The sequence below is a fragment of the Clostridium folliculivorans genome, assembly GCF_024341905.1.
Taxonomy (GTDB): domain Bacteria; phylum Bacillota; class Clostridia; order Clostridiales; family Clostridiaceae; genus Clostridium_AR; species Clostridium_AR folliculivorans.
Map to the genome: position 1 here is coordinate 977444 of NZ_BQXY01000001.1, position 14718 is coordinate 992161.

Sequence of the window (14718 nt, forward strand, 5' to 3'; positions counted from 1 at the left end):
ATAAATAAACCCTAAAAATCAGGCTTATAGGCATATATCTTAATTTGAAGGATAAAAAATGTTCAGTTAATTGTGAAAGAGAGGGATGATTTTATGGTTAATAATTCTTTATTAATTAATTCAGAAGAGGGGCAGAGCCTTGATAAGCTACAAATAGCATTAGCAATAAAAAATTCAACCTACGGGCAGGAGCTAAGCTGCTCACTGCTAGAGAATGAGGTGATAAAAGATTGTGAAGGCTGTTCCCTTAAGTATATCTGCCAAAAACTTAATGAACTTGTTGAAGACTACACTGCAAAGACAACTAAGGTCATAAGCAGCTTTAGCTTTGAAGAATAAGTTGGACAAGCTGACTAAAGCCTTGCTAGGAAAAAATAAAGCTACTTTATATAAGGTTTTGAGTATAAAGGCTATGAGAGGAGGTGAATAGCTATGGCAACAGCAATATTAAGCGGCAATGCAATGATACTAAAATACAAAACAGGAACTAATGATAAGGGAGACGACACCTTTGGCAGTCAAAGATTTTCCAATGTAAGTCTTGACTTAACTGACGATGATTTGCATGCAGTAGGAAAAGCTTTAGAAGGTTTAATTAACTCTGACTTAGTTTATATAAGAAAGCAGCAGGACTATTTAGTTGAAGATATATAGGAGGCTGTGAAAAAAGCTATTCTATAGGTTTCACTACACCGTCGTGGAGCGCCAAGAGAGACCTGCGAAAAAGAATAGCTATATTTTTCACATCACCATATAAACAAAGAACATCAAATTATAAGGAAAGGAGTGAAGATAAGTGGTAACAAAATACTTAGTTCTTGCCTTTAAGAATGAGAGTGGAGACAAAATCAATCTATCTCTAAAAGGAATTAAGGATAATTTAACTGCAGAAGAAATATCAAAGGCTATGGATGTTATAATAAGCAAAAATGCCTTCTTTAGTTCTGGCGGAAAGCTTATACAGAAGTCTGGAGCTCAGATTATAACTAAGAATGTTGATGATTATAAGGTAGGGTAGAAGGGGGAAAAGTAACCTGAGAATGAACTGTTCTTTGTCAAGTAGATGAGGTGGTTCAGATCAGGTTGCTTATTTTTATGTATGGGGAATGTTTTTCTTGTAATGTGACGTAAAAAACACCGCGAAACTCAATTATGAATAATGCAGTGTTTTAAGTAATTATCCGATTTTCATTTATGTGACGTTAGATAAGAATATTGTGTACTAATTAAGCAATATTAACCCTTATTTTTTTACTTATTTTTCTCGCGCTTACATACCACTATATATGTGTTTTTATAAAATGGAACCCATGTTCTCCAAATCGTTTGAAAATCATTTATTGATATTTTGCGGTTATAGTTTCTTTTGTTACAATTAATTGTGAACTTCAAAGAATCTGCTAAATATATATATTCTTCATCATAGCCTACAACAGGAACGTAATGTAAATACCTTTTATCCGGAAACACCTTTACAAGAGTAATTATTGGTGTCCCATTACTTATTTGCTTTTTCAATGTATTTATATTTCCTTTGAAAAATGACGCATTATAGTTATTTCTTTTAAAATATTTAATTATTCCTTTAGGGCTTATAGTCCCATCAAGTAATTTTTTAGGATAATTTTTATAAAGTTCATTTCCATCTGCTTCTATTCCAAAATGTCTTAAAACAAATGCACTAGAAAATGCTGCACATTCATTATTATTCTGAATACATATCCTGTTTAATGATTCAATAAAAAACGATTTTGGAATCTTACTTATATCAATTAAATCTTCTTGCGGAAATAAATAATAATATGAAATTATCACAATCAAAATAATAACTATATCAAATAAAAAAAATCGCAACATATGCTGTATCTCCTCTCATAAAAAGTATACTCAACTTTTAATTAGTATAAAGAAGAAAACTATTTCCATTATTGATACCTCCGTTTGATACTACAAAATATATTCTATGGTTATTCATTAGTTACACAATATATTACTAGCTTGACTTAATTACTTGTAATCACACTATATTTATCTAAATTATTCCATGACTATAAAGCTACTTGAAGGTTTTAATATTATTCTCTACACTGGGTTATTCAGTTATCAAAGAGCATTGTTAGCATAGTAAATTTCGCAAATTACGTACTAATTATCAACATATCTTAATTAAAATATGTTCCGTTCCATGATTTTAAATCTAGTGTCTCATCTTCATTAAGCAACGGCAAATCTTTATCTCTTATAATAGAGCTTCTAACCCATGAATCATTCTTCTTTATAATTACAATAGCTATTTTTTCTTCCAATATCTCTCTTATATGATCAATTGCTATTTTAAAATCCTCTTCATCTGTTTCTGAATAACCAAAGTGCGTATGATACCAATCAAATCCAACTGTTATTTCTTCATCACAGGTTGATATCCACAAAACGTTGTCCTTATTTGAAGGGGAGGGTATTTCTATTATTAAGTAAGCCTCATTAAGTCCAGAATATTCTCTAATCTGTTGGTATTGTTCAAATTCAGGGAATGCTGAATATAGCATTTTAGAGAAAATCATTGAATATTCATCTAGTTGCATTTTTTATCTCATAAAATTAAATTATTATAGATAAATATGATAGTGCATAATATAAGCAAGCTAATGAAAGAGCAAGTAAAAATACCATGTAAATTATCTGTTTTTTAAATCTGTAGTGGATGGCTACGGAGGTTTTGAATTTTTTATCTCCCTAGGACTATTGGTGAAACATTTCACTATAGTTAGGGGGTGGTATTGGATATGTTTGATACTTTTTAAAGTGTATATCAGTTATTTATGTAACTAAATTAATTCTTAAAAATAATCTTTTTATACATCATTTAAAAATTAGGATTAAATTTCTTGGTCTTGATATAGAAGTTAAAAGTAAAGAAAAAAGTGCCCCATCCTCACAAGATTAGCACTTTTTCTTAATTAATTTCAATTAATTTAATCCAATAGCCCTAAAACAAAATAAATGTTCTAAGACTTAGCTTAGTGTTGACGCACTAAGCTTTTCTTATTTATATTATATCAAATTTTCATGAAAAATAAACCTCTATATTTTTTTATTTTAAAATTTCGATAAGACTCATTTACTCTTTGTGTAATATCATGCTGGTATTCTACGTAAGCCACTTGGTAGAATGAGAAAGCAACAGCAACCTGATAGGGAACTGCATTATGTTAAGGAGAGTAATGGGTTCAGCTCAGGTTGTTTTTTAAATATGCTTTTTCTTAGCGAACCATTATTCCATTCTTGAATGATAATCCATTAGGCTCAGCACCACCGGCTATGGCATTTTCAGGTATAGCAGCTTCAATTCGATCTACCTCGGTTTTACTAAGAGTAATCCCCATAGCTTTTATTCCATCCTGAATTTGGGACACCTTTTTAGCACCAACTAGTGGCACAATGTCCTCACCTTTTGCTAAGACCCAAGCAACAGCCAGCTGGGACAAAGTAATTTGCTTTTCTTTGGCTATGTCATTTAAGGCTTCAACTAGAAAAAGATTTTTTTCTAAGTTTTCTTTGGAGAACAGAGGAAGTCTCGCATTTGGACCCTCTACTTTACGGTCTTTTGACCAATTGCCGCCAAGTAAGCCATAGGCTAATGAACCAAAAGCTACAACGCCAATTCCAAGTTCTCTAGCTGTAGGCAAAATTTCTTTTTCTATGCTACGATTGAAAAGAGAATATTCCGATTCTACAAAGCTAATTGGATGAACTGAATGAGCCCTTCTTAAAGTATCGGCATCGACTTCTGTAAGTCCTATATGCCTTACATATCCTGCCTTTACTAATTCTGAAATGGCTCCTATTGTCTCTTCAACAGGTATTGCCTGGTCAATTCTTCCTGGCTGATAAAGATCTATATAATCCACCTTTAACCTTTTAAGTGAATAGGTAATATAGTTCTTTATGGTTAGAGGTCTTACATCTAAACCATAATAATTTCCTTTAGGATCACTTAACCCGCCAAACTTTACAGATATAAAAGCCTTGTCTCGCTTGTATCCGCTAAGTGCTTCTCCAATCAGCATTTCGTTATAACCGCTACTATAGAAATCTCCAGTGTTAATAAGCTGTATTCCAGAATCTAGGGCAGCATGAATAGTAGCTATGCTTTCAGCTTTATCTGGATACCCTGTAGTATTTGTCATACGCATACATCCAAGCCCAAGTCTTGCTATGTCGATGCCGTTTCTTGTGTAATTCATAATAAAACCCTCCATTTTGTTTTAATTTTTTAGCCTTTATAAAAAGCACTGTATCAAGAATTAGTACATATGTACTAATATATTGACATATTAGCACGACTGTACTAACATGTCAATAAAAGAACAGTAGTTAAAATTGAGAGGTACATACCATGAATGAAGACAAAAAAAATGAAATTCTGGAAATTAGCAGACAATTATTTAATGAGCAGGGGTATAATAATGTTTCTATGAGAAATATTGCAGATGCCCTTAATATAAGCGTTGGAAATCTTACATATCATTATAAAAAAAAGGAAGACTTGGTTGAGGCAGTGATACTTGAACAAAACAAAAGTTTTAGTATACAAAAGACACCAACCACATTGATTGAATTAAATGAATTTTTTATTCAGGGGATACAGCATCAAAAAGATAACTCATACTATTATCGTCACTATGATCAGTTAGCAAAATTAAGCCCAAAAGTTTATCAAATACAAGTGTCAAATATAAATAAACGGCGTGAGGCTCTACAGAATTGTATTACTACTTTGCAAAAAAACGGATATATTGTAGAGGAAGAAATTCCAGGACAAATGAATGGAATAATTGAAGTGTTAAATTTGATTAAAATATACTGGAATCCTTCCAGTGATTTGTTCGGTGGAGTAGATATCATGACTTGCTTTTGGAGCATAATCTATCCCATACTCACAGAAAAAGGTAAAATAGTATATCGTGAAGAATTACAGGAGTAGATAACTAAAACTTATAGTACCTAAAAGGGTTGTTTTTTTAATATAGGTATATGTTTTTCTTGGATTGTTACATAAAAAGACCGCAGGATTCAGTTGAATAATGCGGTCTTTCCATTTTATTCTTGTGTATATATTCTACATAATTATGGTATGTATAATTCAAAAGTGATATTTTGAAATCTGTAGTGGATGGCTACGGAGGTTTTGAACGTTTGCCTCTTGGCATTCCTCATACTGTATTATGTCTCCCTAGGACTATTGGTGAACTATTTCACTATAGTTAGGGGGTGGTATTGGATATGTTTGATACTTTTATAAAGTGTATATCAGTTATTTATGTAATTAAATTAATTCTAAATAAAGAAGTAGAGTGGGATCAATAATACATGAATGTATTAACTGTTACAATCATTAACTGGACAATGATTGACACTTCCTTGGAAATATGGATATAATAGCAATGTTTGCATAACTTGTCCATATTGCTGATGTAAAAATATTAAATGTGGCTTTGGCTAAGATGATGATAATGGTATTGTGACTTATGGATTAAGTTATATAGATGTACCACTTCATATTGAAATTTATTATTTTTAAATTCTCTCACCAGAACCCGTGAGAGTTTTAAAAATAGACTTCGGATTGAAGTGGTACATCTTTAAGACTATACAAAAAAACAGGAGGATGATGTAAATGAAAATGAAGAAACTGGGGATAATTAGTCTTTGCGTGGCTCTGCTATTAACAGTATTTACTGGGTGTAGCTCAAGCTCCAAATCTACAAGCACTAGCACTGCTAGTACTACCACTAAAAAGGCAATACCTGATTTGAAGGGTGATTGGAAACAAGAAAATAGCAAGTCTGATGACAGCTATCAAACTGCAATAATAAGCGGTGATACTATTGAAATTTACTGGGTAAGTGATAAAGGCGACACAAAATCACTTTATTGGGCTGGTTCTTTTGAAACTCCAACAACTGCTGACGAACCTTATTCATGGACTTCGAAAAATGATCATAATAAAACTAAGAGTTCTTTGCTAGCTTCCAATGATGATACTAAAAAAATTACATACCAAAACGGCGAATTAAGCTATGAGGCTTCCGCTATGGGCACAACTACAAAGGTTAAACTGAAGAAGCAATAATAAAATGATGATAAAAGGTGAGGGTACTTTCGTATATAACCTCACCAAATAGGCATAATGATACAGTTAAAATCCAACTTATTCAAATTAAATTGCGCATTTTATGAGAATATTAGAATTATGAAAACACCTGCTATTTTAAAATAGAAGGTGTTTTGTTTTTTACCATAAGTTTCATATTTGATGGATTATGTATCTTTGAATTTTGATATTTAGATATATCGCTTTAATGGCTTTTTTAAGGCCATTTAGCTTATTTATAGAAGCTATAAGTATATATTTAACGTCTCTATTTTTCAATTCATTAAGTACAAGAAGCCAGTATTTAGACGACTCAGCTAAACCTATCCAAATCCCTAAAATATCTTTTTTTCTGCCAAGTTAACACCTATGGTAGCGTAGGTTGCTTTCAACACTACTGCATTGTCTTTTCTTAGCTTTAAAATGAATTTCATCCATAAATATTCTTGGATAATCAGCTTCTAAAGTTCTACTTTACTAGTCTCTAATCATAAGTGTGCCCTGCTAGATCTTAATCTGGCAGGGCATTTCTGTACTGTTGGTTGAGTAGAAGAATTGTCGATTGTAGCACAAGTTTTTATATTAAAATCCTATGGAGGATTAAGAATTATAACGTCGAATATTATAAGTAAACTATGTGAAAAGTTGGATATGAAGATAACATTTGGATTTAAAGTGAATAAACTTTAGTGTTGATATATGAATAAACTTGAAAGTTATTAATTGTATTATGGAGGAAGGAGTGAGAGTTTGTGTCAAAAAGTAGGCGAGCAAATGCTGTGATATTTGGTTTTGATTTTCAGGTAAATGCAGCAATCGCACTAATGCTTGAAAATATTGAGGACTTAAAATCATTGCGGCTAGAGGGCAATTATGAAGATATAGAACTGGAATTAGAAAATGGACAATATATATTAGCACAGGCAAAATCAGTGGAAAAAAGCAGTTCAGATTTTAGAAACGTTCGAAAAAATCTTGAAAAATCACTTGTTTCTTTATCGGAAGGTAGCCAAAAGGTTAACGCAAAACAGCTGATATTAATTACTAATTCTCCTAATCCTTTAAATGAAGATGTTTCTAAGAGTATATTTTTAGGAACTGCACACCGTGACTTTTCGTCATTACCTACGTCTTCACAAAAATTAATAGAGGGTTACATGAATGGAATCAGTCAACCACTGGATTTAGATAAATTCATGATTCAAGTGTTGCCATTCGAAACTGATAATGATATAGAGCGGTATAAAATGGTTAAGCAAGCAGTGGATGATTTCATTGGCGATTTAAATTTAAATATTCATGGATTTGGAAAGAAACTTCTAAATATTTGGCACGAAGAAGTTTTCAAAAATGGTACAAAGAGGAATTCGTCTATTAAATTGAAGAAAGAAGATGTAGTTTGGCCGATAATAATTATTGCTACTGATGTTGAACGTTGCGACGACTCTTTTAGAGAGATATTTGATTGTAGTGCTTATGATGAAATTGTCCACCAGTATAAGGATACAATAGAATCTTGTTGCCAACGCTGTGAATTTTTTATTAAAGTTCTCTGTGACTATAACGAATACCAAACCACTAAGAAACCTGCTGAGAAGTGTATGGACTTTGCTATAAATAAATGGCCTGACTATCTTCCTGAATTTGAACTTGATACTATTGATGAAGAAACTAAGAAGGGATTAATTCAAATTATTCTTTACAATATTGTACGTAATCGAATTACAATTGATAAAATCAAAAATGGGGTGAAACTGTGATTTTTAAATCTATTCGACTCAAAGAGGGATTTATTGAACGTAAAATTTTATTTGCGGAGGGGGTAAACTTAATTCACAGTATAAAAAACAGTCGTGGAAAAACTACCCTTATGCGCTTTATGTTGTATGCTCTTGGATATAACATTCCGAATACCAAGAAAATTAAGTTTAATAACTGTGAAGTAGAGTTAGTAATTGACTGTGAAACAAAGGGAGAAATATCTTTGATACGCTGCAGTGATATTGCTGTCGAAGTAATTATTGAATCTGAAAAGCAAACCTTTGTGCTCCCGGAACAGCAAAATGAACTGCATAAAATTATTTTCGGAACAGAGGATGTTGATATTCTAAGAAATTTGCTTGGAGTTTTTTATGTTGATCAAGAAAAAGGTTGGACGATGCTTAATCGTGGGGTTGTAATTGGAAGTATTCATTTTAATATTGAAGAATTAATTCGTGGGCTTTCAGGGAGAGATTGTTCAGAATTAATTAAAAAGGAAGCACGTCTATCAAGAGAATTGACAAAATACCGACAGATGTTTAGCATTGCACAGTATAAGGAAACGTTAGAGGACGGGGAACTTGTCACGGATAGTTATGAAGAAGAATCGGATATAACCATTAATCAGATTATTTTGCAACAAAAAAGGTTGAAAGCTGAACTGCGTAGAATTGATAGTACCTTGTCTAATAATAAGCACTTTAAACAGTTTGTTGCTGATATGAAGTTGCTTGTTCAGTCACCTGACGGAGTGACATTTCCAGTAACGGAAAATAATATTGTTGGACTAAATGATGCAATTGATTTGTTGATTGCAAAGAGAAAAATAGTTTCAGTGGAGCTTGCTACTATCAATAGTCAACTTGAGCATATTGAAAAAGAAAAGGATAGTGAATATGAGCAGTTGGCATTTTATAAATCTGCTAGTCTGTTGGAAGTCTTTGATAAAAGAATTGCAAAAATGCCAATGAATCCTATTGCAATTAAGCAGGAAATGAATCGATTAGAGAAGGAACTTAAATCTATTAGAAGTGATATCAGTAAGATGACCAAAGTTAACAATAGTGTTGTTTCATCTATTTCTAAAGATATAGTTAAATATGCGACAGAACTTGGTTTAGGTGATAAGGATTCTATACCTGTAAATTACCTTTTTACATCTAATCTTAAAGAACTTTCAGGTGCAGTTCTACACAAAACTGCTTTTGTGTTCAGACTTGCATACATAATTGCAATTGAAGATGTTCTTAAAATCAAATTACCGATTATCCTTGATTCACCGAGCGGAAAAGAAGTAGATAAAGCAAATGTTAAACTAATGATGGAAATTTTAAAAAGAGATTTAGTTGATCACCAGATTATTATTGCTTCAATCTTTAATTATGATTTTGAACAAGTAAATACTATAGAAATTAAAGAACATTTGATTGAGGAGTGCGAGAATGAGTAAATTAATAGATAATAGTATAACTATATATGAGGCATTGCAATATATTAAAAACGGCAAGTTTGTTATGCCTGCATTTCAAAGACAGTATGTTTGGGGCATGGAGCAAATAGAAAAGTTGTGGGACTCCATCCTGCTTGACTACCCAATTGCTACATTCCTGTTTTGGCATGTGGATGATGACAATGTGACTTGGGATACATATTTCTGCAATTTCCTATCTGAGGTAACCTTCGATAGCAGAAAACAGGCAGATAGCGTAAGCTATGAGTTGACCAACATTGATGTAAAGATTACTGATACTGCGGTATTGGACGGGCAGCAGAGATTGACTTCGCTATTTCTATCCATGCTAGGTGGGGCTTATATTCGCCAAAAACATGCAAGGAAGCAAAATGGCGGTAGATTGGTCACAAAATTGCTTATTGAATTAAATAAGAATAAGCTGACTGTTGATGAGGAAGAGTACAATAGCAAGAAATATGATATCAAATTCAGTGAAAAGATTGGAAAACTGAGTCCTACACAGTTTGAAATTAAAAACATCATAGATATGAAATTTCAGGATGAAGCAACAAGACCACAAGCTATTGAGGCTGCAATAGTTAATGTTCCAGCAGATAGCAAAGAGTATGCCAGGGAAATTCTGAATAAGCTGTACAATAAAATATTTGTGGAAAAGCTTATTAGATTTACGGAAATACAGGATATGAAGCAAGATGATGCTCTGGAAATGTTTGTGAGATTTAATAGTGGAGGTAAAGCACTCCGTAAGTCTGAAATAACGATGTCTATTCTTGAGGCTTACTGGCCAAGTGCTAAGACTGAGTTTGGAAAACTGCTTTCTGATTCCTATGCTGGATTTGGCTCAGATTTTATTATACGTTCTGCTCTTATGCTTTATGGTGACGTTGTAAAATCTAATATTAGTAAACAGATAGCAGAGGAACTTAAGAACAACTGGAGTGAATTCAAAAAAGCATTTAAAAATCTGGAAGTTGTGCTGAAAGGAATGAAGATTGAAGTAAGCCGTTTTTCAAGTAGTTGGAATGTTCTATTGCCGATAACCTATTTTATTTATTATAACCCAGAATACGAAAACAACTTGGGAGCAATCCGTTCATATCTTATTAGAGCAGTTCTGTTTACATATTTTCAATCTGGCACAACTGGAAAGTTACAGCAGATGAAGAGCAACATTAACAGTAATGATCAGGAAATCACTGTAGATATGCTTGAGCAGATGAATGAACTAAGAGTAACGGATGGTAAAATAGAAGATATTCTAAATGTGGAAAAAGGTAGCAGAGTTGCAGGAGAGGCATTGTATTATCTAAGTCTTGACTGGATAAATAAGAATTTCAAGTATGAGCAGGACCACCTCCATCCATTTGATAGATTTGATGGCAGTAAACCAATATCTGTTTCTATGGAAGATTGGAGAATGTGGAGAAGCAATCGTAACAGGCTACCAAATTTACAACTACTTGAAGGTAGATGTAACGGTAGTAAAAATAATATGCGACTTGTGGATTACTATAATGATATGAATGATGATCAGAAAGCGAAGTTCTACAAAGAAGCAATTATCCCTGATGGTGTTTCTTTGGAAATAGAGCATTTTGATGAATTTTATGAAAAGAGAAAAGTTGTTTTGACAGAGAAAATTCGAAAACTGTTGGGCTAATGATGACTTGTAAGTCAGAATTTGAGGATATTCATGCTATAACGGTAATGGAAAAAGTATAAGCATAACTACTTTAAAAGATAGATTCTCATAAGAGCGAAAAGGTAGATGTTTATATTATTGATGGTTACAAATTCTTGTTCTACGCAATAGTTTTATTAATCCAAAATATAAAATGATTGGAGGTAACTCTGGATGAAAGTTACTTTGGAAGAACTGAGAGAAGATGGCCTTTTGTTAAAACAGGTACCTAAAAAGGAACAAACAGTAAAAATGTGTAAAGAGGCTATCAGTCAAAACCCAAAAGCACTGCAATATGCATCTGAAAAATACATTGATACTAAAACTTGTTTGGATGCGGTTAAGAAGGATGGAAATGTATTTCGACATGTTCCAAATAAGTTTGTTACCAAAAAAATGTGTTTATTGGCAGTTCAGACTGATGCGGGTTTACTTAGTAACGTCCCAGTTAATTGGAGAACGAGAGAAATATGTACACTTGCAGTAATGAAGAAAGCATGGACTTTGGAGTATACTCCAGAAGAGATAAGATATGAGATATTGAATGAAGAAACTCATGAGGAACTTCTTGAGAGTATAGTTGAATCTAACATAAGTTGGCTAAAATATATGCCGATTTGCCAAAAAAGTATAGATATTTGCTTGGCGTGCATTAAGGAAGACTTTTCTACTACTCAGTATTTGCCTATAGGAATAAAACAGTGTAGTGAGATTCTAGATTATCAGAAATCCCAAGGAAAAATTAGTATAATTAGTAAACTGTACAGTTCTGAAAAAGGTTTGTTTATTGTAAAAGTAAAGGTGGTTTATGATAGAAGATCATCTATTGGGGATGATAGAGCACTAATTGATGATACGTATACTATTATGTTGGAGTTCCAGAACTTTGATGAATTTTACAGTTTTGTGGATGGTAATCTATATGATGCTGAGTTATGGGGATATAAATTTGAAGGTATAGACCTAAAGAAATACAATATTAAGGGAGCAGTGATTCATCAAGACGTTTTGGTAGAGCAAGGGCTATTTGACGGTACATATTTCGAAGGATTGAAGAAACGTATGGAGTGCTTGGATTTAACTGAGGTAGAGAAAAATGAAATCTGTATTATGGCAGGATTCAATTATCCTAAACCAATTGATGATGATGGACATGAAATATTAGATAATAATCATATTCCATTTTTCTATGTAAGTGATATTCATCTGTGTCATAGGGTTTTGCAAATGTTTGAGCTAAGAGCGACAAAGGAAGAAGTCAAATCATATGTTAAATTCTTGGCACGAGAAATGATAGCATCTGTTGGAACTGTTCCTCATGATAGTTATCTTTTAATTGCTGGGGATACTGCTTCAGAATTTGAGCTTGTAAAAATATTTTATGAGGAACTTATATGTTTTTGGGATCCTCAAAAAATTGTAGTAATACACGGTAATCATGAACTTTGGGACCCGTGGGATGAGATGGAAAATAACATCGACATTTATCGTAAATACTTTAAAGAATTAGGAATTATATTCCTGCAAAACGACTTCCTTTTGGTTGAGAGCCGACAGCAGCAATTAATACTTAGCGAAGATGAAATACTTGAACTTAGCGAAGAGAAATTAAGGGAACTGGCACAGAAGTGCTCCATAGCAGTACTTGGAGGCATTGGATTTAGTGCCTTAAATGATAAATATAATGCTGTAAATATGCGTTATGGAAAATCTTTTGAGGAATCAAAATCTGCAGAAATGGCACTGAAAAGAGATATCTTTGAAACTCGTAGATTTGATAACATATATCGGAAGTTGGTACAAACTCTTCCGAATAATAAGGTTATCGTTCTTACACATATGCAAAAATGGGACTGGAATGCAGATTCACATAATCCGAATTGGATTTACGTAAACGGACATGACCACCGTAATTACTTTGATAAAAGCAGTGAAAAGGAGGTTTATGCTGATAATCAAATAGGCTATAAAACAGAAACTATAGGGTTGAAATATTTCTATATTGATAATCAATATGACATTTTTTTATATTTAGATGATGGTATTCATGAAATAACGAAGAATCAGTATTCAGAGTTTAATAAAGGCAAAATGGTGCAGATGTCATTTAGAAGAGAAGATGGACAGATTTACATGATAAAGAAGAACGGAAAGTATATATTCTTTATCTACTGTTTGTATTCTAAGCAGTCGAAATGTAAATATCTTTATCTTTTGACTGGAGGTAAATTGATTAAGTTGCAACGGAATAGTCTGGAGGATTTAAAATATTATTATGATACTCTTGATATCTATATTAAAAATGTTAACCAGCTATTAGAGCGATACACAGGTGGGCAGAAGAAAATTTCCGAGTTTGTAAAAGGACTTGGAGGATCTGGAAAGATTCATGGATGCATAGTAGATGTAGATAAACCGAGAAACTTTGAATTATATTCATATTGCCACTTGTTTGTTAATCCAATAGATGGAAAGATAACGCCTTACTTTGCTCATGATGTGACATCCAGAATTGTTTATAAGGACTTTAAGGCATTACTGAAATCACACAAGTCTTGTAAATTGTTGCAAGATAATTTCAAAAGACTTGAAAAGGAAAAGAACTTAAATATGCCTGCACTACAGTACTCGAGCACGTTGGAGGACTGGGGAGATGAAAGTTCCATGTATGATGAAGGGGGCTACTTATATAAGATTTCAAGAATAATTAAAAGCTTGCAGTATGTTGCTGAAAAAAGCATTGTTCGCATATGGAAAGAGGAATTTATAAATTATGATTTTATTAATCATATCAAGGAGGCAAACAGAATTGAGGATATGATTGACGATACACTCATTATAGAAGTTGATGGGGAGTAGATTGTTGATATGTTATCACAAACTGTTTTAGCATAAGCTATTGTAACCGCAAGGACAAAGTCATTTTTTAGAGTTAAATATACTATAATTTATATAAAATAATCATTATTTATGGCCTTTTAGGCCTACGGAATTATCTTGCAAAATTAATTTCCGTAGGCTTTGGGTTTGTGTCACTAAGTTCCGATCATTGCCCTAAATTTTTGATGTCTTATTTTTTTAAAAGTGAAAGTTTTAGATGTACTTCATTTACTTGGATATGTTTTAATGAGAGTTTCAATAATAGTGAGTTATCTAATAATATTTGAACCAGTTTAAATGGTGTATTGCCATTAAAATAGATCTTGTTGTACTATCAATGTGATTCATCATTAAGGTTATATCCTCTTGAGTCTGTTTTTTGAATAATATTCATTTAAGTATTACATAACTTATGTATTCATGATTCTTTTCTAAGTGCGGCTTCTGATAAGAAGCCGTAGGATTGCAGTAGAATATCTTAGTTCTTTGATTTGATTCAGCATCTAATTCTAAATCCTCAGTTTTTTTAAATTTTGAGCTGTTATCTATTAAAATAACATGAAAGCATCTCTTAAATACTTCATCCCCTAATAGTACATATAGCTTAGCTATAACTTCAGTTATAACTACCTGATTGCATCTTTCAATAATGAAAACTGACATTAATGAGGAATTTCTAAAAATAAGCGTTAGAAGAACTTTGCCACTTCGTGCACCGCGGACGGTATCCATAGCTACTATAGGAATATTAGTATTATCTTCAATAAA

At 32.5% G+C, this 14718-nt stretch carries 13 protein-coding genes and 1 pseudogene; 9 read left to right on the forward strand and 5 right to left on the reverse strand.

The window, feature by feature from the left end; genetic code table 11:
• Positions 1 to 93: 93 nt before the first annotated feature.
• The 3 genes from OCU55_RS04370 (at position 94) to OCU55_RS04380 (ending at position 1018) form a co-directional block, all read left to right on the forward strand.
• A complete protein-coding gene (locus OCU55_RS04370) occupies positions 94 to 339 on the forward strand; it encodes a hypothetical protein (protein ID WP_261851081.1) in 246 nt (81 codons plus the stop codon).
• 93 nt (positions 340 to 432) lie between these two features.
• On the forward strand, positions 433 to 654 hold the full coding sequence (locus OCU55_RS04375) for a DUF1659 domain-containing protein (RefSeq protein WP_261851082.1): 222 nt from the start codon (positions 433 to 435) through the stop codon (positions 652 to 654).
• Positions 655 to 796: 142 nt separating this feature from the next.
• Positions 797 to 1018: a DUF2922 domain-containing protein gene (locus OCU55_RS04380; RefSeq protein WP_261851083.1), complete on the forward strand. Its 222-nt coding sequence runs from the start codon at positions 797 to 799 to the stop codon at positions 1016 to 1018.
• 233 nt (positions 1019 to 1251) lie between these two features.
• Here OCU55_RS04380 and OCU55_RS04385 read toward each other — a convergent pair whose 3' ends face one another.
• From OCU55_RS04385 to OCU55_RS04395, 3 genes are all read right to left on the reverse strand, one after another.
• Positions 1252 to 1857 carry a C39 family peptidase gene (locus OCU55_RS04385; protein ID WP_261851084.1) on the reverse strand — a complete coding sequence of 202 codons (606 nt, stop codon included), beginning with the start codon at positions 1855 to 1857 and terminating at the stop codon, positions 1252 to 1254.
• Between the two features lie 305 nt (positions 1858 to 2162).
• Positions 2163 to 2582, reverse strand: a complete 420-nt coding sequence (locus OCU55_RS04390) for a hypothetical protein (RefSeq protein ID WP_261851085.1) — start codon at positions 2580 to 2582, stop codon at positions 2163 to 2165.
• A 678-nt stretch (positions 2583 to 3260) separates the two neighbouring features.
• Positions 3261 to 4244: an aldo/keto reductase gene (locus OCU55_RS04395; RefSeq protein ID WP_261851086.1), complete on the reverse strand. Its 984-nt coding sequence runs from the start codon at positions 4242 to 4244 to the stop codon at positions 3261 to 3263.
• Between the two features lie 152 nt (positions 4245 to 4396).
• On the opposite strand from OCU55_RS04395, the gene OCU55_RS04400 reads away from it, so the two are divergent.
• Complete coding sequence (locus tag OCU55_RS04400; RefSeq protein ID WP_261851087.1) at positions 4397 to 4984, forward strand: TetR/AcrR family transcriptional regulator; 588 nt, start codon at positions 4397 to 4399, stop codon at positions 4982 to 4984.
• 693 nt (positions 4985 to 5677) lie between these two features.
• Positions 5678 to 6133, forward strand: a complete 456-nt coding sequence (locus OCU55_RS04405) for a hypothetical protein (protein ID WP_261851088.1) — start codon at positions 5678 to 5680, stop codon at positions 6131 to 6133.
• A 177-nt stretch (positions 6134 to 6310) separates the two neighbouring features.
• On the opposite strand, the pseudogene OCU55_RS24025 reads toward OCU55_RS04405, so the two are convergent.
• Positions 6311 to 6628 (reverse strand): annotated as a pseudogene (locus OCU55_RS24025) (transposase); the annotation flags it as partial.
• Between the two features lie 278 nt (positions 6629 to 6906).
• Here OCU55_RS24025 and OCU55_RS04415 point away from each other — a divergent pair.
• The 4 genes from OCU55_RS04415 (at position 6907) to OCU55_RS04430 (ending at position 13929) form a co-directional block, all read left to right on the forward strand.
• On the forward strand, positions 6907 to 7914 hold the full coding sequence (locus OCU55_RS04415; protein WP_261851089.1) for a hypothetical protein: 1008 nt from the start codon (positions 6907 to 6909) through the stop codon (positions 7912 to 7914).
• Positions 7911 to 9365, forward strand: coding sequence for an AAA family ATPase (locus OCU55_RS04420; protein WP_261851090.1), 1455 nt, complete (start codon positions 7911 to 7913; stop codon positions 9363 to 9365). The genes OCU55_RS04415 and OCU55_RS04420 overlap by 4 nt, the downstream gene beginning before the upstream one ends.
• Positions 9358 to 11049, forward strand: a complete 1692-nt coding sequence (locus OCU55_RS04425) for a DUF262 domain-containing protein (RefSeq protein WP_261851091.1) — start codon at positions 9358 to 9360, stop codon at positions 11047 to 11049. The genes OCU55_RS04420 and OCU55_RS04425 overlap by 8 nt, the downstream gene beginning before the upstream one ends.
• A 195-nt stretch (positions 11050 to 11244) precedes the next feature.
• Positions 11245 to 13929 carry a DUF4116 domain-containing protein gene (locus tag OCU55_RS04430; RefSeq protein ID WP_261851092.1) on the forward strand — a complete coding sequence of 895 codons (2685 nt, stop codon included), beginning with the start codon at positions 11245 to 11247 and terminating at the stop codon, positions 13927 to 13929.
• 411 nt (positions 13930 to 14340) lie between these two features.
• Here the strand turns inward: OCU55_RS04430 and OCU55_RS04435 are convergent, their stop codons facing one another.
• Positions 14341 to 14613 carry a hypothetical protein gene (locus OCU55_RS04435; protein WP_261851093.1) on the reverse strand — a complete coding sequence of 91 codons (273 nt, stop codon included), beginning with the start codon at positions 14611 to 14613 and terminating at the stop codon, positions 14341 to 14343.
• Positions 14614 to 14718 lie beyond the last annotated feature (105 nt).